This is a genomic window from Cellulomonas sp. McL0617 (assembly GCF_049994875.1).
Lineage (GTDB): Bacteria > Actinomycetota > Actinomycetes > Actinomycetales > Cellulomonadaceae > Cellulomonas.
Window position 1 is genome coordinate 2254688 of record NZ_CP188256.1, and the last position, 19510, is coordinate 2274197.

The following is a 19510-nucleotide window of genomic DNA, read 5'->3' on the forward strand; positions in this document are numbered from 1 at the left end:
GCATGTCCGACCTGCCTGCCCTGGACGTCCTGCTGCCGATCGGTCGCGCGCGCCTGGAACCGCTGCCGGGAGAACCCGAGCTGATCGCCCTCTTCGGCGCCGGACCCGTGGTGCGGGCCAACATGGTGAGCACCGTCGACGGTTCCGCGACGGGCGCGAACGGCGTGTCGGGATCGATCAACAACGCAGCCGACTTCCGCGTGTTCCGGGTGCTGCGTGCGCTCGCGGAGGTCGTCCTCGTCGGCGCCGGCACGGTGCGCGCCGAGGGCTACACGGCACTCGACGTCCCCTCCGACCTGCGCGACGCGCGGTCCGCCCTCGGCCTTCCCGCCGACCTCGAGCTGGCGGTGGTCTCGACCTCCGGCGACCTGCCTGACGCGCTGCTGGACGGCGCGCGCCCGCCGCTGGTGGTGACGGTCGCGGACAATCCCGCGCTCGGTGGCCTGCGTGACCGCATCGGCCCGGACCGCGTGCTGGTGACGGGCGACGCGCACCGGGTCGACCCCCGGGCCGCGGTCGCGGCGCTCGCCGAACGAGGCCTGCGCCGGGTGCTCGCCGAGGGTGGGCCGTCCCTTCTGGCGCGGCTTGTCGACGCCGACGTCCTCGACGAGGTGTGTCTCACGTGGACCCCGCAGCTCGTCGGCGGGCCCGCGGGCCGCATCCTCAACCAGGCGTCGTGGCTCTCCCCCGCCCGCTCGGTCGAGCCCTTGCACCTGCTCCACGCGGACGGTGTGCTGCTCGGCCGCTGGCGGGTGACTAGGCTCGGCGCGTGACCGACACGATCATCGTCCTCACGGAGGACACGCTCTCCAGCTCCGACGTCGACAAGCTCATCGCGCTGCACGCCGACGAGACGTACGCGTACCGCGTCCTCGTCCCGGCGGACACCGACCGCCCGCTCGTCTCGACGATCATCGACAACCTCAGCCTCGGCGAGCTGCGTGAGGCGTGGGACCGCGCCCGGGGCAAGGAACCGTCGCAGCCGGAGGCCAAGGCGACCGCCGACGAGCAGCTCGCCCGCTCGATCGCCGCCTTCGAGGCCGCGGGCCGCACGGTCACGGGTGCGGTCGTCGACGACGACCCGCTGCCCGCGCTGAAGAGCGCCGTCGCCGACGGGGACGTCATCGAGATCGCCGTCGTCACCTATCCGCACGCGGTCGAGGACACGTTCCACCGCGACTGGGCCTCCCGCGCGCGCGAGGAGCTCCAGGTCCCGGTCCTGCACCTCTACTCGGGCACCAGCGAGCTCGGCTGACAATCCGGACGGCAATCGTCCGGAACCGTCCCTAGGGTCGTCGCATGACGAAAACCGTCCCCTGGGAACCACCGCTCGCGAGCAACGAGCTCGACCACCTCGTCGGCGCCCTCGACCGGCTCCGGACGACGTTCCGCTGGAAGGCCGACGGCCTCGACAGCACCGGCCTCGACCAGCACGTCGGGGTGTCCGCGCTCACGCTGGGCGGGCTGCTCAAGCACCTGGCCGCCGTCGAGGACACGACGTTCTCGTGGAAGCTCGCCGGGCAGCACCCGGGTGAGGGGATCTGGCACCCCGAGACGTGGGGCGAGAACGACACGGAGATCCTGTCCGCCGTCGACGACACCCCGGAGCAGCTGTACGCGGCGTGGGACGAGGCGGTCGGCCGGTCGCGCGACCGGCTCGACCGCGCGCTCGCCGCCGGCGGCCTCGACCAGGAGGTGCGCGACGGCGACGACGCGGGCAACCATGCCAACCTGCGCCGGCTGCTGTTCGACCTCGTCGAGGAGTACGGCCGGCACACGGGACACGCGGACCTGTTGCGCGAGGTGGTCGACGGGCGCGTCGGCGAGGACCCGCCGCCCGACTGGCGCCCGCAGTCCGGCGCCCCGCTCGGCTGGATCCGCGAGTGGTGAGGCTCAGAAGCCCGTCGACGTGACCTCGGGGTAGTAGCGCCGGAACTTGCGCACCTGGTTGACCAGCGCCATCGCGACGTACAGGCGACGACGCGGCGACAGGTCGCGCGCGTACCGCAGCGGGTGGGCGACGGCCTTGGCGCGGACCAGGCGCCGCACCCGGGCGTTGAGCGCCGGGTCCTTGACGTACCGGAGCAGGAGGCGGTGCGGCAGGATCGAGTAGAGGATCTCCCGGTCGACGACGACGGGCTCCACGGCGACGCCGTCGACGTGGTCCTCCACGACGAACCGCATCGGGTTCGCCCCGGCCGCGGTGACGTAGTAGTTGTTCCGCCCGATGCGCGGGTTGACCTCGAAGAACCGGAACGCACCCGTGCGGGGGTCCACCTTGACGTCGAAGTTGGCGAACCCCCGGTAGCCGGTCGACGCCAGGAACATGCGCGCCTGGTCGAGCATCGCGTCGTCGCGCGTGGTGATCATCGCGGCCGGGTTGCCGAGGCCGGAGGGCGTGTGCTCCTCGAGGAGCACGTGCGCCGAGCACAGGAGCGTGATCTCGCCGCGCGTGTCCACGTAGGCGGTGATCGACCGCATCTGCGTGTCGTCGCCGGGCACCAGCTCCTGCACCACGAACCGCCCCCGGAACCCGGCCGCCCGCAGCGCCTGCCAGAGCCACGACAGCTCGTCCGGCGTCGCGATCTCGAAGACCTTCTTCTTGCCCTCGAACTCGACGTCCTGGTAGTCGGCGCTGCTGGCCGCCTTGGCGATCAGCGGGTAGTCGAGGTCGACCGGTTCCGCGGTCCACTCCGGGCCGCCGAAGTCCTGCACGATCGTCCGCGGCACCGAGATGCCGAGGTCCGTGCAGATCTCCGCGAACGTGGCCTTGTCCGAGATCCGGTCGAGCAGGTCCTCGGACAGGAACGGCACGACGTAGTGCTCCTCCAGCTCGACCCGGTGCTGCACGACCACGCGGACCAGCCAGTCCGAGTTGGCCATGAGGAGCAGCCGCTTGCCGGGCATCCCGAGCGCGACCTCCAACAACCGGTCGACCAGCTGCCGGGGGTCGTGCCCGTCGGCGACGATCTCGTGCCGGACGATCCGCGAGTGGGCCACCGGCCCGAGCGCGGCCCCGGCCACCACCACCGACGTGACGCCGTAGGCCTCGTGGAACGAGCGGGCCATGGCGTACACGCCGATGTCGGCGCCGAGGATGACGGGCTGCAGCGGGAGCGACTCGCTCACGCGGGCTGCTCGCTGCGGTCGCCGGTCCACTGCGTGTGGAAGGTGCCGTCCTTGTCCGTGCGCCGGTAGGTGTGCGCACCGAAGAAGTCGCGCTGCGCCTGGATCAGCGCGGCGGGCAGACGCTCCGCCCGCACCCCGTCGTAGTAGGCGAGCGACGACGAGAACGCGGGCGTCGGCACGCCGTGCAGCGCGGCACCCGAGACGACCCGGCGCCAGGCCGACAGGCCGTTGCCGACCGCGCCGGTGAAGTACTCGTCGGCGAGCAGCAGCGGCAGGTGCGCGTCGCGCTCGTACGCCTCGGTGATGCGGTTGAGGAAGCGGGCGCGGATGATGCAGCCGCCCCGCCAGATGCGGGCCATCGCGCCGCGGTCGACGTCCCAGCCGAACTCGGCGGACGCGGCGGCGATCTGGTCGAAGCCCTGCGAGTAGGCGACCACCTTCGACGCGTACAGGGCGAGCCGGACGTCCTCGATGAACGCGTCGCGGTCCGTGATCTCCCAGGGCGTGGCGTCCGCGGGCAGGGCGGCCGCGCCGGCAGTCCGCTGCGGGACCGATCCCGACAGGGCGCGCGCGAACGTCGCCTCGGCGATCCCGGTGATCGGCACCCCGAGGTCGAGCGCGTTCTGCACGGTCCAGCGGCCCGTGCCCTTCTGCTCGGCCTGGTCCAGCACGATGTCGACGAACGCGCTGCCCGTCTCGGCGTCCACGTGAGCGAGGACGTCGGCCGTGATCTCGATGAGGAACGACTCCAGGTCGCCGGTGTTCCACTCGGCGAAGATCTGGCCGATCTCGGCCGCGGAGGCACCCAGCCCCTGGCGCAGAAGGTCGTACGCCTCCGCGATCAGCTGCATGTCGGCGTACTCGATGCCGTTGTGCACCATCTTGACGAAGTGGCCGGCACCGTCAGGGCCGATGTACGTGCAGCACGGCACGCCGTCGACCTTCGCCGAGATCTTCTCCAGGATCGGGCCGAGCGACTCGTAGGACTCCTTGGTGCCGCCGGGCATGATCGACGGGCCGAGGAGCGCGCCCTCCTCACCGCCGGACACGCCGGAGCCGACGAAGTGCAGACCCTTCTCCCGCAGCGCGGCCTCGCGACGGATCGTGTCGGGGAAGTGCGCGTTGCCGGCGTCGACGACGATGTCGCCCTCCTCGAGGTAGGGCACGAGCTCGTCGATCACCGCGTCGGTGGGCCCGCCCGCCTTGACCATGATGATGATCTTGCGGGGCTTGGCCAGGGAGGCGACGAAGTCCTCGACCGACTCCGACGGGACGAAGTCGCCGTCGTCACCGTGGTCCGCGACCAGCGACTCCGTCTTCGCGTAGGACCGGTTGTGGATGGCGACGGTGTACCCGTTGCGGGCGAAGTTGCGTGCCAGGTTGCGGCCCATCACCGCCAACCCCGTGACGCCGATCTGCGCGGTTCCGGTGGCGGTTCCTGAGGCAACCATTCGGGGAGAGCTCCTTCGAGACGTCGGGGCGTCGGTCCTGCGGGCGGGCGCGAGGGCGACGGGTCCGGGGTGCTTGGGTGCGCGCGCAAGCCTAGTCCGCAGCGGCGGGCCACACAGCGGCGTGCCGGACCGCAAGACGGCACCGCCGTGCGTACGCTCCACCCCGTGACACCCGCTGGTCCAGACGACGTCCCCGTCGAGTTCGTCAGCGCCCTGCGATCGCTGCGCGGGGTGACCGTCCGACCCGAGGTCATCCTCGACGAGGTGCCCGGGCCGGCACGCATCGCTCCCTTCTCCGCCGCGCTCACGGCCGAGGTCCGCACGGCACGGCGGTCGGTCGCCGCTGCCGAGCTGGCGTCCGGTCGCTTCGTCGTGCTGTTCGACCCTGCCGGCCAGGAGGCCTGGGAGGGCCACTTCCGGCTGGTCACGCTGGTCCGCGCGACGCTCGAGGCCGAGGTGGGCGCCGACCCGCTGCTCGCGGAGGTCGCCTGGAGCTGGTTCACCGACTCGCTGCGGGACTCCGGGCTCGACCCGCACGCCGCCGGCGGAACGGTGACCCGGGTGCTGTCGCAGAGCTTCGGGGCCCTCGACAGGCGCTCCGAGCAGACCGAGCTCGAGATCAGGGCGTCGTGGACGGCTGTCGACGAGAACCTCGCTCCGCACCTGTCGGCGTGGGCGACGCTCCTGTGCACCGCGGCCGGTCTGGAACCGCTGCCTGACGGCGTCGTCGCCCTCGGACCGCGTCGCTGAGCCTCAAGTAGCCCCGTCGGGCTGCCGATGACAGCCACGTGAGCATCGAGCCGCTGCGACGAGACCTGGCCCAGACACGTGGGCCCGAGCTTCGCCGCACCGTGCCCATCTCCCGTCCGGGAGCCGTGGCAGCACCGCCCGCGGCGACCGCGCCGTCGACGCAGCAGATGTGCGTCGTGGTGACGGAGGTGGCCGACGGCGACGGTGGCGCCCTGGTGCGCAACTTGCGGCGCCGCGGCGCACCGCGCGTCGTCGTACTGACGCGTCGGGCCGCCCGCCCGGAGCTGAGCATCCTGCTGGCCGGTGGCCTGCGCGGTGCGATCGCGAGCAGCACCGCACCCACCCTGGCCCGCGCGGCCGCACCCGCCGCGGCCCCGCCGCCGCTGCCCGAGCTGACCGCACGCGAGGTCAGCGTGCTGAAGCTCGTCGCGGACGGCCGCACCAACCGGCTCATCGGCGAGGAGCTCGGACTGTCCGCGCTCACCGTGAAGAGCCACCTCGCGCGGATCTCGCGCAAGCTGGGCACCGGAGACCGCGCCGAGCTCGTGGCCATCTCGATCCGCGGCGGCGTCCTGTCCTGACCCGGCCGGCTGGACGCACTCCCGCGCGGCCTGCGCGGATGCGTCCGTCCCTTCGCTTACGGTTGCTCTCATGCGACCTGAGGCGACCCCCGACCTCCCCGCCGGGGAGACCGAGCCGCCTGCCGTCGTCCCGGCGGAGGTCGCCGAACCCGTCGCGCCGGACCTCGTCACCCAGGACGCGACCCCCGACGTGGTCATGCTCACCGAGCCGGCCGACGGCATCCCGCCGGTGGTCGAGACGCCCGAGGCCCTGGCCGTCGTCGTCGCCGCGTTCGGCGCGGGCACAGGTCCGGTCGCCGTCGACGCCGAGCGGGCGTCCGGCTACCGCTACGGCCAGCGCACCTATCTCGTGCAGCTCCGCCGCGAGGGCGCCGGGACCGCGCTGATCGACCCGATCGCCGTGCCGGACCTCTCGTCCCTGTCGCGGGCCCTGGTCGGCGTCGAGTGGGTGCTGCACGCGGCTTCTCAGGACCTGCCCGGGCTCGCCGAGCAGGGCCTGCTGCCCAGTCGCGTGTTCGACACCGAGCTCGGCGCCCGGCTGCTCGGCATGGAACGCGTGGGCCTCGCGGCCGTGGTCGCCGACGCGCTCGGGCTCGGTCTGGCCAAGGAGCACTCCGCCGTCGACTGGTCGACGCGCCCGCTGCCCACGGAGTGGCTGCGGTACGCGGCGCTCGACGTCGAGGTGCTGGTGGAGCTGCGCGAGATCCTGGCCGAGCGGCTGGCGGTCGCCGGCAAGGCCGAGTGGGCCGCCCAGGAGTTCGAGGCCGTCCGGACCGCGCCCCCGCCGCCCCCGCGCATCGAGCCCTGGCGTCGCGTGTCCGGTCTGCACGCGATCCGCGACTCGCGCCGGCTCGGCGTGGTCCGCGAGCTGTGGCTCACGCGCGACCAGAACGCGCGGCAGCGCGACATCTCCCCCGGCCGCGTCCTGCCCGACCACGCGATCGTGGCGGCCGCCCAGGCCCTGCCGCGGACGGTCGCCGAGCTGACGACGCTGCCCGCGTTCGCCGGCAAGGGCACGCGGCGACGGGCGGCGCTCTGGCAGCAGGCGATCGACCGCGCGATGGCGGAGCCGGACGCCGACCTGCCCTCGGTGCGGGGCCCGAAGAGCGACGCTCCGCCACCGCCCCGGGCGTGGGCCGACAAGGACCCCGCGGCCGCTGCTCGGCTGGCCGTGGCTCGCGAGGGCGTCGCCGAGCTGTCCGCGCAGTGGTCGGTGCCGGCCGAGAACCTGCTGCAGCCCGACCTCCTGCGCCGCCTGTGCTGGACCCCGCCGGCCACGCTCGACGTCGACGGGATCGGCGCGTTCCTGCGTGCGGGCGGTGCCCGTCCGTGGCAGGTCGAGCTCGTCGGGCCGCGCCTCGCGAACGCGTTCGCCACCCTCTAGCCAGGCAAGTTACTCACGGGTAACTTGCGCGTCGCACGAATCCCGGTACCCGGGGTATCGTCTAGTCGTCGCGGGCGCGCACCTGCCTGCCCGCCGGACATCGTCGTCCCGCCTTGGAGGCTCTGGATGCCCACCCCCGCACCACGTGTCCGTCGCGTCGTGTTCGTCGACGGGGTACGCACCCCGTTCGGCCGCGCGCGCAAGGACGGCCTGTACGCGAACACCCGCGCCGACGACCTGTCGGTCAAGACCATCCGCGAGCTGCTGCGTCGCCACCCGTCGCTGCCGCCCGAGCGCGTCGACGAGGTCGCCATCGCCGCCACGACCCAGCAGGGCGACCAGGGGTTGACCCTCGGACGCACGGTCGGCGTCCTGGCCGGTCTGCCCCGGTCGGTCCCCGGGTATGCCATCGACCGGATGTGCGCGGGCGCCATGACCGCGGTGACCAACACCGCCGCCGCGATCGGCGTCGGGGCGCAGGACATCGCCCTGGCCGGCGGCGTCGAGCACATGGGCCACCACCCGATGGGCTTCGACGCCGACCCGAACCCGCGGTTCCTGTCGGAGCGGCTGGTCGAGAACGACGCGCTCAACATGGGCGTCACGGCCGAGAACCTGCACGACACGTTCCCCGCGCTGACGCGCGAGCGGGCCGACGCGTACGGTGCCGCCAGCCAGGCCAAGTACGCCGCGGCGCTCGCCGCCGGGAAGATCGACCCTGACCTCGTCCCGGTCGCCCTGCGCGACCCGGAGAACGGCTGGGGCCTGGCCACGGCCGACGAACCGCCGCGCCCGGGCACCACCGTCGAGGCGATCCAGAAGCTGCCCACCCCGTTCCGCGCGGGCGGTCGCGTCACCGCCGGCACCGCCGCACCGCTCACCGACGGTGCCGCATCCTGCCTGCTCGCAGCGGCGGACACCGCCGCCGAGCTCGGCCTGCCCACCCGCATGCGCATGGTGAGCTTCGCGTATGCGGGCGTCGAGCCGTCGATCATGGGCATCGGGCCCGTTCCGGCCACCACCAAGGCGCTGGCGCGCGCGGGCCTGTCCATCGAGGACATCGGGCTGTTCGAGATCAACGAGGCGTTCGCGGTCCAGGTCCTCTCGTTCCTCGACGCCTTCGGCATCGCCGACGACGACCCCCGCGTCAACCAGTACGGCGGCGCGATCGCGGTCGGCCACCCGCTGGCCTCCTCGGGCGTCCGGTTGATGCTGCAGCTGGCCCGGCAGTTCGCCGACCACCCCGAGGTGCGCTACGGCCTGACGACGATGTGCGTCGGCCTCGGGCAGGGCGGCACGGTCATCTGGGAGAACCCGAACCACCCGGACTACGAGACCACCAGCGAGCTCGACGAGGAGATTGCCCTGTGAGGGACGAGCGAGTCACCCATGCCCACGCCCGCGACATCCGTCTGCCTGGAGGCGCCGGCACGCTGGCCCTGGTCACGCTGGACAACGGCCTCGACCACACGAAGCCGACGACGCTGGGCCCGGCGGGCATCGCGGAGCTGACCGCCACCCTGCGGGCGCAGCAGACGCGGGCCGCCGCGGGCGAGATCGTCGCCGTCGCGGTCACCGGCAAGCCGTACTTCCTCGCGGCAGGCGCCGACCTCATGCAGGCGGGCACCATCACGAACCGCGGCGAGGCGCTGGAGTTCGCCCGCGCGGGCCACGCGGCCTACGAGCTGCTGCACACCATGGGCGTCCCGACGTTCGCGTTCGTCAACGGCGTCGCCCTCGGCGGTGGCCTCGAGCTCGCGCTCAACTGCGACTACCGCACGGCCGCGTCCGACGTCCGCGCCCTCGCCCTCCCGGAGACCGGGCTCGGGCTCGTCCCGGGATGGGGCGGCGCCTACCTCGTGCCGCGTCTGGTCGGCATCGACAAGGCGATCGATGTCATCTTCACGCGACCGGCGGCGAACAAGCCGTACTCGGCGACCGAGGCGGGCTCGTTCGGGCTCGTCGACGTCGTGCTCGACCCGTCCGACTTCCTCGAGGAGTCGATCCGCTGGGCCGCCCGCGTGCTGTCCGGCGAGGTCGTCGTCGAGCGTCGGCCCCTGGACCCTGCGCCGCTCTGGGACGGTGCGTCCGCGGCCACCCGGCAGCGGCTCGACGCCGTCGTCGCCGGCTCGCGCCCCGCACCGGGTCGCGCGCTCGACCTCGTCGCCGGCTCGCGCGGTCTCGACCGCGCCGAGGCGTTCGCGGCCGAGGACGAGGCGCTCGCGGACCTGATCATGAGCGACGAGATGCGTGCCAGCGTGTACGCCTTCGGGCTCGTCTCCGGTGGCAAGAAGCCCGTCGGCGCCCCCGACCGGTCGCTCGCGCAGCCGGTCACGCGCGTCGGCATCGTCGGCGCCGGGCTGATGGCCGCGCAGATCGCCACGCTCTTCGCGCAGCGCCTCGGCGTGCCCGTGGTCATGCGAGACCTCGACCAGGAGCGCGTGGAGAAGGGCCTCGCCGCGGTCAAGGCCACGGTCGACCGGCTGACCTCGACCGGCCGCATCGGGCAGGCGGCCGGCGCCCGGTTGCTCGGTTCGATCCACGGCACCACCGACCTGGCCGAGTTCGCGTCGTGCGACCTGGTCATCGAGGCGGTCACCGAGATCCTCGACCTGAAGAAGCGCGTGTTCGCCGAGCTGGAGACGGTGATCGCGCCGACCGCCATCCTGGCGACCAACACGTCCGCACTGTCGGTCAGCGCGATGGCGGCCGACCTGCAGCACCCCGAGCGCGTCGTCGGGCTGCACTTCTTCAACCCCGTGGCCGCGATGCCGCTGGTCGAGGTCGTGCAGGCCGAGCACACGTCGCTCGAGGCGCTCGCCACGGGATTCGCCGTGGCCGCCAAGCTGCGCAAGACCGCGGTGCTCGTCGCCGACCGGCCGGGGTTCGTCGTCAACCGTCTGCTCGTCCTGCTGCTCGGCGTGATCGTCGACGCGGTCGAGCACGGGACCCCCGTCGAGGTGGCGGACCGGGCCCTGCGACCGCTCGGGCTGCCGATGCCGCCGTTCGAGCTGTTCGACCTCGTCGGGCCCGCCGTGGGCCTGCACGTGCTGACGTCGCTGCGCGAGGACCTGGGCGACCGGTTCCCGCGCTCGCCGGGCCTGGAGAAGCTCGTCGCGGACGGCACCCGGGTCGTCCTGCCGGCCGCCGCCAAGGGACTGCCCAAGCCCGTGGACCCGGCGATCCAGACGGTCTTCGACGCGTCGGTCGAGCGGACGGAGGCGCCGCTCGACGAGGCCGGCGTGCTCGACAGCGTCCTCACCGCGCTGACCGTCGAGGTGGGGCACATGCTCGACGAGGGCGTCGTTGCGACCCCGCAGCAGATCGATCTCTGCATGATCCTGGGATCCGGCTGGGGCTTCCACCTCGGCGGCCTGACACCGTACCTGGACCGCACCGGCTACGCCGAGCGCGTCCTGGGCCACCGGCTCCTTCCGGACGGCGTCGCGAACGTCCCGGTCGGGTGATCGTGGGGCGGCGGCCGGACCCGGCCGCCGCCCCGTCCTCAGACCAGGGGGATCCAGACGCGCATGGTGGACGGGCCCCGGTTGGCCCAGTCGTGATACTCGACGAGCGGCACCTCGGCGGTCCTGCCCGCGGCCGTCCGCTCGTCGGCGGCGTACGGCCAGGCATCGACGGCCGACCGCTCGAGCCCGACCGTGGCGACCACCCGTCCGTCGACGAACCGCAACGGACCGGTCGGGTCCAGCCGCAGGTCGGCGACGTCGGCGGCCACGTCCGACTCGACCAGGTCGACCGACTCGACGCAGAGCACCAACGGCCCCTGCTCGACGGCGGCGCATCCCCGCACGGCGTCGATGCGCGGGTCGGCCACCGAGAGCCGCGGACCGACGGGCAGCGTCAGCTCGACGACGTCGCCGGCCGCGAACCGTCGACCGACCGACACGGTGCCCACCGCCGCCGGCAGCACGCCGTCCGGCGTGCGCACCGTGGCACCGTCGGCCCAGGCCGGGACCCGGAGCGACAGCGTCCAGGGCTCGTCGGGCGACTCGACCACGGTCACGCGGATCGCACCGTCGTGCGGGTAGCCCGTCTCGACGTCCACCCCGACCGGCCGCCCGTCGGGCAGCGCGGTACGGATGCGCGAGGGCGCGTACTGGTGGATCTGGAGACCGCCGTCGTCGGTCGTCGCGACGTACGCCGCCAGGCTGGCGAGCGTGCGGGCGACGTTGGGCGGGCAGCAGGAGACCGCGAACCACGGTGCCCGCAGGGACGAGGACGCGCGGGGGACGGCGACGTCGGTGGCCGGCACGGTCCCCGGGCGCCGCTGGTGCAACGTGTTCGTGTAGTAGAACGACGTCCCGTCGTGGGACGGGGACGTCGCGACGACGTTGAAGAGCGTGCGCTCGATGAGGTCGGCGTAGCGCGGGAGCCCCTGGGCGAGCAGCAGGCGCCAGGAGAACATGATCGAGCCGACACCGGCGCACGTCTCGGAGTAGGCGCGGTCCGGCGGGAGCACGAAGTCGTCGCCGAACGACTCGTCCATGTGGTGCGACCCCTGGCCACCGGTGATGTACGTGCGGCGGGCGACCGTGTTCTCCCACTGGGTGGTCAGTGCCGCGAGCAGGTCGGCGTCGTCGGTCTCGACCGCGACGTCGGCTGCGCCCGCGGCCAGGTAGTTGGCCCGCACCGCGTGCCCGCGTAGGACCGTGGCCTGCCGCACCGGGACGTCGTCCTGGTAGTACGCCCGGCCGAACTCGATGTCGCCCAGCGTCCCGGTGCCGCGTCGCTCGACGAACAGCGCCGCCTGCTCGACGTACCGGGCGTCGCCCGTCGCCCGGCCCAGCTCGACGAGCGCGGGCTCGATCTCCGCATGACCGCAGACCGCGACCCGTCCGTCCGGACCGAACGTCGCAACGACGTGGTCGGCCGCTCGGCGCGCGACGGCGACGAGGCCGTCGTCCTCGGTCGGACGCGTGCGCAGGCGAGCGACCGCGGCCTGGAACAGGTGTCCGTAGCAGTAGAGCTCGTGCCCCCACTCGAGGTCGGTGTACCGCGCGGCCTGGCCCGGACGGCCGAACGCCGTGTTGAGGTAACCGTCGGGTTCCTGCGCGGCGGCGACCCGGGCGACCAGGGACGTGAAGCGCGCGTCGAGATCGCCGTCGTCGGTGCGGCCGATCTCCCAGGCCATCGCCTCGAGCAGCTTGTAGACCTCGGAGTCCGAGAACTCGCGGCCCGTGCGGCTGCCCAGCGTGCCAGCCGCCGCGGCGTCGAAGTTGCCGATCCAGCCCTCGCGCTCCAGCCAGTACTCGATGTGCGTGAGCGTCGCCGTGTGGTTGACCGCCTGCCGCTGCGCCCAGAAGCCGCCTGTGATCTCGACGTCGCCGAGGCCCAGCGGACGCAGGGCGCCGCGGGAGGGGGCGACCGGCGTTGCCGCGGTCGTCGTTGTGGTGGTCATCGTCATCCCTTGAGCGCACCCGACATGAAGCCGCGCACGTAGTGTCGTTGGAGCAGGAGGAAGAGCACGATGCACGGCACGGCGAGCACGACGACGCCGGCCTCGGTGGCGCCGTAGTCGACGACGCCCTGCACCTGCACGCGCAGGTTGGAGACGGCCAGCGGAAGGGTCATCTTGTTCGTGTCGTTGATGAGGATCAGCGGGGCGAAGAAGTCGTTCCACGCCGCGAGGAACGCGAACAGCCCGACGGTGATGAGGCCTGGGCGGACGGCCGGCAGCAGGACCCGCCACAGGGCGGAGAACGACGAGCACCCGTCGACCATGGCGGCCTCGTCCAGCTCACGAGGCACGGACTCGAACGAGATCCGCATCATGAACGTGGAGAACGGCAGCTGGAACATGGTGAGCACGAGCGCCACCCCGACCAGCGAGTTCGACAGGCCGATCTTGTTGAGCAGGACGTACAGCGGGATCAGCAGCGACGCGTACGGGACCATGAGGATCGACAGCACCAGCAGGAAGAGCAGGTTGCGCCCGGGGAACCTGAACCTCGCGAACGCGTAGCCGCCGAGCGTCGAGATCAGCAGGGTGAGGATCACGCACAGCCCGGAGACGATCACCGAGTTGGCCAGGTACCGGCCGATCCCGGCCTGGTAGTGCGCGAGGGTCGCGTAGTTGCCGAGTCCCCAGCCGTTCACCTGGCCAGTGCCGGGGAGCGGGGACACCGAGGAGATCGCCGTCCAGATCAGCGGGTAGAGGAAGATCACCGCGATCGCTCCGGAGAACACCCAGAACGGGGTGCGCGCGGCGAGGCCGGCGATGCGGGTGGGGGGCGCCTTGCGGGGCACGGTGCGGGTGGTGGGGCGCAGGGTCGTCGTCGTCATGGTCGCCGCCTCAGCTCTCGTCCGAGTTGCGGAACGCACGCAGCTGCACGGCGTTGATGACCACCAGGGCGATGAGCACCATCACCGAGAGCGCGGCTGCCACCCCCAGGTCGTTCTGGCCCTGGAACGCGACCGAGTAGATGAGCTGCACGATGGTGATCGTGCTGTTGTCGGGACCGCCCTTGGTCAGGATGTAGAACTGCTCGAACGCGAGCAGCGACCCCGTCACGCACAAGATGGTGGTGAGCGCGATCGTCGGCTTGAGCAGCGGGATGGTGATCCGCCGGAAGGTGTTCCACGCGCTGGCGCCGTCCATGCGAGCGGCCTCGTAGATCTCGTGCGGGATGGCCTGCAGCCCCACCAGCATGAGCAGCATGTAGAAGCCCGCGAAGCGCCACACGATGAGGAAGAGCGTCGAGAAGAGCGCGGCGTTCGGTGATCCCAGGAACGCCCAGCCGAAGTGGTTCATCAGCGGAGCGAACGGGCCGGCCAGCGGCGAGTACAGGACGTAGAACAGGAGGGACGCCGACGCGAGACCGAGTGCGCTGGGCACCAGGAACGCGGTCCGCAGGAATCCCTTCCAGCGGGTGGACTCCTGCACCATGAGCGCCAGCCCGAGACCGAGGGCGATGAGCAGGACGGTGGCCAGCACCGTGTACTTCAGGGTGAAGAGGATCGAGGCCGTGAAGAACCGGTTGTCCACGGCCTTCGTGAAGTTGTCCGGGAAGTTGATCCCCTGGTCGCCCGCGAGCAGCGGCCACTGCGACGCGCTCATGCGGAAGACGAGGATCAGCGGGATCACGAACAGGACGAGCACGAACAGGGCGGTCGGCGAGGCGTAGGCCCAGCCCCGCAGTCGGGAGCCGCTGGTGCGACGCTTGTTGGTCGGGGCCTCGGCGAGCCGGGCGGTCTGGAGTGTCATGAGGCACCTCTCGTGCGACGAGCCGGGGGTCCGTCCCGCCGGTGGGGCCGCGTGCCTGCGGCACCCACCGGCGGAACGATCGGGGCAGGACTACTGACCGAGCACCGAGGTGATCTCGCTGTTGTCCTTGTCCACCGTGGCGCCGTCACCGAGAACGGCGTTGCGCACCATCGTCAGCCACGGGCTGTCCGGAGCGTTGAACGCCTGCTGGAAGTTCAGTGCGACAGGGGTGTCACCCTGGCCGGCCACCGTGTTGATGGTGACGAGGCGAGGGTCCGCCGAGGCGTACTTGTTGTTGGCGAGGTCGCTGCGCGAGACGACGTCGTTGTCCTTGGCCAGGACGCCGACCTGGGCGTCCTCGGACATCATCCAGGACAGGAAGTTCCACGCCTGCGAGGCGTTCTTCGAGTCCTTCGAGACGCCGATGCCGTCGCCGCCGACGAACGTCGACGCGCCACCCTTCACCCCGGGGATGCCGGCGACGCCGACGTCGAATCCGGTGGTCGAGGACAGCAGGGTGGCCGGATAGAACATCTCGCCGACCTTGCCGGCGGTGAAGCCGGCGGTCCACGTGGGGCCGGCCTCGTCCTTGGACGACGGGAGCACGGCGCCCGAGTCCCACATGTCCTTCCAGTCCGAGTAGATGGTCTTCGCGGTGTCGCTGTTCAGCAGCGACTCGGTGCCCGTGTCGTTCATGACCTGCTGACCGTCGGCCCAGACGCCCGGGAACCAGGTGAACACCAGGCAGCCGCCGCAGTTCAGGCCGGTCGCCGTCCCGTAGGTGTCCGGCTTGTTCAGGGCCTGGACCGCCTTGGCGTTGGCCACGTACTCGGCCATGGTCGTCGGACCCTTGTCGGGGTCGAGGCCGGCTGCCTTGTACAGGTCCTTGTTCCAGAAGAGCATCGACAGGTCGAGCACGAACGGGAGCACGTGCTCCTTGCCGTCCTGCGTACCGGCGGCGATGTGACCCTTGTTGATCGAGTCCTTGTACGGCAGCGCGTCGATCTGGCTGGTCAGGTCCTGGAACAGACCCTGCTTGACCCAGTTCGGCACGTACACGATGTCCGCCGCGAACAGGTCGGGCAGGCCGTTCGAACCGGCAGCGGCGCCGACCTTGGCGACGTAGTCGTCGTTCGGGACGACCGTCAGCTGGACCTGGTTCTTGTGGGACGAGTTGTAGGCCGCGACGAGCAGCTTGGCCTGCTTCTCCAGCGGGGCCCGGGTCCAGAGGGTGAGCTTTGTCCCGTCGTCGGTCCCGTCGGTGCCCGCGGTCACCGCCGCGCTCGCACCGCCCGTGCTGCTCGTGTCGTCCTTGGCGCTCGTGCACGCCGCCAGTCCGACCAGTAGGCCGGTCGTGACGAGCGCCGCGGTCAGGCCACGGCCCGTCGACCGGGTGCGGGTGATCCTCATGCTGTCTCCTCGTGCTCTTCGTCGAGCGGGTGCCGTCTAGGGCGGCACTCCGGGGTCCATGGGGCGAAACACCTTATCGGTGGCGATACTCGGTTGACACCGGACGACTCGCCGCTGCGCATTCCTGCGGCGCCGGACGTGCACACCTGTCAGGATGACGAGCAAGCCCGTCGTTCCGAAACTCACCGAAAAGGTTTTCTGAAGATAGTTCGGCCCGGGGGTGCACGTCAACCACTCCGGGCGGTTACAGTTCGATCACGACGCGACGGGCAGGCACCCGTCCGACACAGACGAGGGGGTCCCGTGGCACGCACCCATCCCGCGCGCGCGGTCACCCTGTCCGACGTGGCCCGGTTGGCCGGCGTCTCGGTCGCGACGGCATCGAAGGCCCTGAACGGCCGCGACCAGGTCAAGGACACCACCCGCCAGCGCGTCGTCGACGCCGCCGAGCAGCTGGCGTTCAGCCCCAACCCGTTGGCGCGGAGCCTGCTGGCGGGTCGGACCGGCACCGTCGGCCTGCTGACGAGCGACCTGGAGGGCCGCTTCGTCATCCCGATCCTCATGGGCGCCGAGGACGCGTTCGGGGCGGGACAGGTCAACGTCTTCCTGTGCGACGCGCGCGGGGACACGATCCGGGAGCAGTACCACCTCAAGGCGTTGCTGACCCGACGCGTGGACGGTCTGATCGTCGTCGGCCGGCAGACCGACCCGCGCCCGTCGCTCGGGCACGACATCCCCGTCCCGGTCGTGTACGCCTACGCACCGTCGGACGACCCGTCGGACCTGTCGATCACGCCCGACAACGTGCAGGCCGGCCGGATGGCCGTCGAGCACCTCGTCGCGACCGGTCGCACCCGCATCGCGCACATCACCGGCGAGCACGCGTACGCGGCCGCCCGCGACCGTGCCCAGGGGGTGCGGGCCGCGCTGCACGAGGCCGGTCTGGACCTCGTCGGGGACGTCATGTACAGCGAGTGGTCCGAGGGCTGGGGTCGGGACGCCGCGGCCATGCTGCTCGCCCAGCACCCCGAGGTCGACGCGATCTTGTGCGGCTCCGACCAGATCGCCCGCGGTGTCCTGGACACGGCACGCGACCTGCGGCGCACGGTGCCCGAGGACCTCGCGGTCATGGGGTTCGACAACTGGGAGGTGCTGACCACGAATGCCCGCCCGGAGCTGACCAGCATCGACGCCAACCTGCAGCACCTCGGGCGCACGGCCGCCCAGCGCGTGTTCGCCGCGCTGGACGCCGTGGACATCGGCGCCGGGACCGAGTACATCGCCGGTCGGCTGGTCATCCGAGGGTCGACGGTCCCCCGCCGCTGACCCTTACAGCCCCTGGGCGACGCGGTAGAACACCTGGTTCCAGCGGACCTGGTCCCGGAAGCCGCGGCGCGTCGTCGACTCGTCGATCACCAGGAGCTCGGTGCGGGCGATCTCGGCGAAGTCCTCGAACACCTCGATGCCGACCGCGGTGGTCAGGACCGTGTGGTGCGCCCCGCCGGCGGTCAGCCACGCCTCGGCCGACGTCCGGAAGTCGGGCCGCGGCTCCCACACCGCCCGGGCGACGGGCAGGTGGGGCAGCGGGGCCGACGGCGCGACGACGTCGACCACGTTGGCGGTCAGCCGGAACCGCTCGCGCATGTCGGCCAGCGAGACGACGACGCCGACACCCGGGTCGGTGGAGAAGACGAGCCGCACGGGGTCGTCCTTGCCGCCGATGCCCAGCGGGTGCACCTCGAGGCTGGGCCGGCTCGTCGTCAGCGACGGACAGACCTCGAGCATGTGCGCACCGAGGATCCGCTCGGCTCCGGGGGTCAGGTCGTACGTGTAGTCCTCCATGAGCGACGCGCCGCCGGGCAACCCAGCGCCCATCACCTTGGCGGCACGCACGAGGATCGCGGTCTTCCAGTCGCCCTCGGCGCCGAACCCGTACCCGTCGGCCATGAGCCGTTGGACGGCGAGACCGGGCAGCTGGCGCAGCGCACCGAGGTCCTCGAAGCTCGTCGTGAAGGCCATGGCACCGAGCGACTCGAGCAGAGCGCGCAGCCCGACCTCCTGCCGCGCGCCGTCGCGCAGCGACTCGTGCCGCTCTCCCCCGAGGCGCAGCTCCGGTGCGACGTCGTAGAGGTCCTCGTACTCGGTGACGAGCGCGTCGACGTCGGCGTCCGGCACGCGGTCCACCGCCGCGACCAGGTCGTTCACACCCCACGTGTTGACCGAGACGCCGAACCGCAGCTCCGCCTCGGTCTTGTCCCCCTCCGTCACGGCGACGTCCCGCATGTTGTCGCCGAACCGGGCGAGCCGCAGCTCGTGGGTCGCGGCCCAGCCGGCGCACGCTCGCACCCAGGTGGCGACCGAGGCGGTGACCGCGGGGTTGCTCACGTGCCCGGCGACGGTCTTGCGCGGCGCGGCCAGCCGCGTGGCGACGTAGCCGAACTCGCGGTCGCCGTGCGCGGCCTGGTTGAGGTTCATGAAGTCGAAGTCGATGGTGTCCCACGGGAGCTCGACGTTCGCCTGCGTGTGCAGGTGCAGCAACGGGGTGCGCAACGCGTCGAGCCCGGCGATCCACATCTTGGCGGGCGAGAACGTGTGCATCCAGACGACCACGCCGATGACCGCGTCGTCGGCGTTGGCCTCGAGCGCCACGCGACGGATCGCGTCGGAGCTCGTCAGCACGGGCTTCCAGACGAGGTTCGCGGGCAGCTGCTCACCGAGCACCCGGGCGATCTCCTGGGACTGCTCGGCCACCTGCCGGAGCGTGTCCTCGCCGTAGAGGCCCTGGCTCCCGGTGAGGAACCAGATCTCGCGGTCGGCGTACGGCTTGGTCATGAACGGTCCTCCGGGTCGTGGGCGGCGGGGCTCTGCCCGTAGACGTGCTGGTAGCGGGCGTAGAGGGAGTCGATGTCGTGCTGGTCGATGGGGACGGTCGGGCCGAGCTGGCGGGCGATGTGCACCGTCCGTGCGACCTCCTCGACCATCACCGCGGCCTTGACGGCGGCCCGCGCGTCGCGTCCCACCGTGAACGGTCCGTGGTTGCGCATGAGGACGGCCGGGCTGCGGGAGTCGCGCAGGGTCTCGACGATGCCGCGGCCGATCGAGTCGTCGCCGATCAGGGCGAACGGGCCCACGGGGACGTCGCCGCCGAACTCGTCGGCCATCATCGTGAGCACGCACGGAATCGGTTCCGCTCGGGCCGCCCAGGCGGTCGCGTACGTCGAGTGGGTGTGCACCACACCGCCCACGTCGGGCAGGTTGCGGTAGACGTAGGCGTGCGCGGCAGTGTCCGAAGAAGGCGCACGATCCCCGTCGACGAGGTGCCCGTCGAGGTCGCAGACGACCATCGACTCCGGGGTCAGCTCGTCGTACGTCACGCCCGACGGCTTGATGACGAACAGGTCGTCGAGGCCGGGTCCGGACGCCGGGTCGACCAGCACGCGCTGGGAGACGTTGCCCGCGGTCCAGACGACCAGCCCCCAGCGCGGGAGCTCCGCGTGCAGCCGGGCGACGACCTCGCGGGCCCGTGCGACCTCGTCGAGAACGGGCCGCGTGTACGTCGTCGTCATGTCGATCTCCCGTG

At 71.9% G+C, this 19510-nt stretch carries 17 protein-coding genes; 9 read left to right on the forward strand and 8 right to left on the reverse strand.

The window, feature by feature from the left end; translation table 11 throughout:
• Positions 1–2 precede the first annotated feature (2 nt).
• Genes ACPPVS_RS10230 through ACPPVS_RS10240 form a run of 3 tightly spaced genes read left to right on the forward strand, consistent with a single transcriptional unit; the run spans position 3 to position 1890 of the window.
• Positions 3–773 (forward strand): dihydrofolate reductase family protein, encoded by a 771-nt coding sequence (locus ACPPVS_RS10230; protein WP_426592164.1) that lies wholly within the window; start codon positions 3–5, stop codon positions 771–773.
• On the forward strand, positions 770–1255 hold the full coding sequence (locus tag ACPPVS_RS10235; RefSeq protein ID WP_426592165.1) for a hypothetical protein: 486 nt from the start codon (positions 770–772) through the stop codon (positions 1253–1255). The genes ACPPVS_RS10230 and ACPPVS_RS10235 overlap by 4 nt, the downstream gene beginning before the upstream one ends.
• Positions 1256–1299: 44 nt before the next feature.
• Entirely contained in the window at positions 1300–1890 is a 591-nt protein-coding gene (locus tag ACPPVS_RS10240) for a DUF664 domain-containing protein (RefSeq protein WP_426592166.1), read from the forward strand.
• 3 nt (positions 1891–1893) lie between these two features.
• Here the strand turns inward: ACPPVS_RS10240 and ACPPVS_RS10245 are convergent, their stop codons facing one another.
• Together ACPPVS_RS10245 and gndA are read right to left on the reverse strand one after the other, a co-directional pair.
• Positions 1894–3129 carry a hypothetical protein gene (locus tag ACPPVS_RS10245; RefSeq protein ID WP_426592167.1) on the reverse strand — a complete coding sequence of 412 codons (1236 nt, stop codon included), beginning with the start codon at positions 3127–3129 and terminating at the stop codon, positions 1894–1896.
• Positions 3126–4580 (reverse strand): NADP-dependent phosphogluconate dehydrogenase, encoded by a 1455-nt coding sequence (gndA, locus tag ACPPVS_RS10250; protein WP_426592168.1) that lies wholly within the window; start codon positions 4578–4580, stop codon positions 3126–3128. The genes ACPPVS_RS10245 and gndA overlap by 4 nt, the downstream gene beginning before the upstream one ends.
• 165 nt (positions 4581–4745) lie before the next feature.
• On the opposite strand from gndA, the gene ACPPVS_RS10255 reads away from it, so the two are divergent.
• From ACPPVS_RS10255 to ACPPVS_RS10275, 5 genes are all read left to right on the forward strand, one after another.
• A complete protein-coding gene (locus tag ACPPVS_RS10255; RefSeq protein ID WP_426592169.1) occupies positions 4746–5330 on the forward strand; it encodes a DUF3000 domain-containing protein in 585 nt (194 codons plus the stop codon).
• A 38-nt stretch (positions 5331–5368) separates the two neighbouring features.
• A complete protein-coding gene (locus tag ACPPVS_RS10260; RefSeq protein ID WP_426592170.1) occupies positions 5369–5911 on the forward strand; it encodes a response regulator transcription factor in 543 nt (180 codons plus the stop codon).
• 70 nt (positions 5912–5981) lie between these two features.
• Positions 5982–7295, forward strand: coding sequence for an HRDC domain-containing protein (locus tag ACPPVS_RS10265; RefSeq protein ID WP_426592171.1), 1314 nt, complete (start codon positions 5982–5984; stop codon positions 7293–7295).
• Positions 7296–7421: 126 nt separating this feature from the next.
• On the forward strand, positions 7422–8666 hold the full coding sequence (locus ACPPVS_RS10270; protein ID WP_426592172.1) for a thiolase family protein: 1245 nt from the start codon (positions 7422–7424) through the stop codon (positions 8664–8666).
• Positions 8663–10762 (forward strand): 3-hydroxyacyl-CoA dehydrogenase NAD-binding domain-containing protein, encoded by a 2100-nt coding sequence (locus ACPPVS_RS10275; RefSeq protein ID WP_426592173.1) that lies wholly within the window; start codon positions 8663–8665, stop codon positions 10760–10762. The genes ACPPVS_RS10270 and ACPPVS_RS10275 overlap by 4 nt, the downstream gene beginning before the upstream one ends.
• Positions 10763–10800: 38 nt before the next feature.
• Here the strand turns inward: ACPPVS_RS10275 and ACPPVS_RS10280 are convergent, their stop codons facing one another.
• The 4 genes from ACPPVS_RS10280 to ACPPVS_RS10295 all read right to left on the reverse strand — a co-directional run bounded on the left by ACPPVS_RS10280 (position 10801) and on the right by ACPPVS_RS10295 (position 15930).
• Positions 10801–12720, reverse strand: coding sequence for a glycoside hydrolase family 127 protein (locus ACPPVS_RS10280; RefSeq protein WP_426592174.1), 1920 nt, complete (start codon positions 12718–12720; stop codon positions 10801–10803).
• Positions 12717–13598 carry a carbohydrate ABC transporter permease gene (locus ACPPVS_RS10285; RefSeq protein WP_426592175.1) on the reverse strand — a complete coding sequence of 294 codons (882 nt, stop codon included), beginning with the start codon at positions 13596–13598 and terminating at the stop codon, positions 12717–12719. Before ACPPVS_RS10285 ends, ACPPVS_RS10280 begins: the two co-directional genes overlap by 4 nt.
• Positions 13599–13608: 10 nt before the next feature.
• A complete protein-coding gene (locus tag ACPPVS_RS10290; RefSeq protein ID WP_426592176.1) occupies positions 13609–14520 on the reverse strand; it encodes a carbohydrate ABC transporter permease in 912 nt (303 codons plus the stop codon).
• 90 nt (positions 14521–14610) lie between these two features.
• Positions 14611–15930 (reverse strand): ABC transporter substrate-binding protein, encoded by a 1320-nt coding sequence (locus ACPPVS_RS10295; RefSeq protein ID WP_426592177.1) that lies wholly within the window; start codon positions 15928–15930, stop codon positions 14611–14613.
• 303 nt (positions 15931–16233) lie between these two features.
• Here ACPPVS_RS10295 and ACPPVS_RS10300 point away from each other — a divergent pair, with 303 nt between their 5' ends.
• Positions 16234–17256: a LacI family DNA-binding transcriptional regulator gene (locus ACPPVS_RS10300; RefSeq protein ID WP_426592178.1), complete on the forward strand. Its 1023-nt coding sequence runs from the start codon at positions 16234–16236 to the stop codon at positions 17254–17256.
• A 3-nt stretch (positions 17257–17259) separates the two neighbouring features.
• Here ACPPVS_RS10300 and araA read toward each other — a convergent pair whose 3' ends face one another.
• Positions 17260–18762: an L-arabinose isomerase gene (gene araA, locus ACPPVS_RS10305; RefSeq protein WP_426592179.1), complete on the reverse strand. Its 1503-nt coding sequence runs from the start codon at positions 18760–18762 to the stop codon at positions 17260–17262.
• Positions 18759–19496, reverse strand: coding sequence for an L-ribulose-5-phosphate 4-epimerase (locus tag ACPPVS_RS10310; protein ID WP_426595944.1), 738 nt, complete (start codon positions 19494–19496; stop codon positions 18759–18761). The genes araA and ACPPVS_RS10310 overlap by 4 nt, the downstream gene beginning before the upstream one ends.
• Positions 19497–19510: the final 14 nt, after the last annotated feature.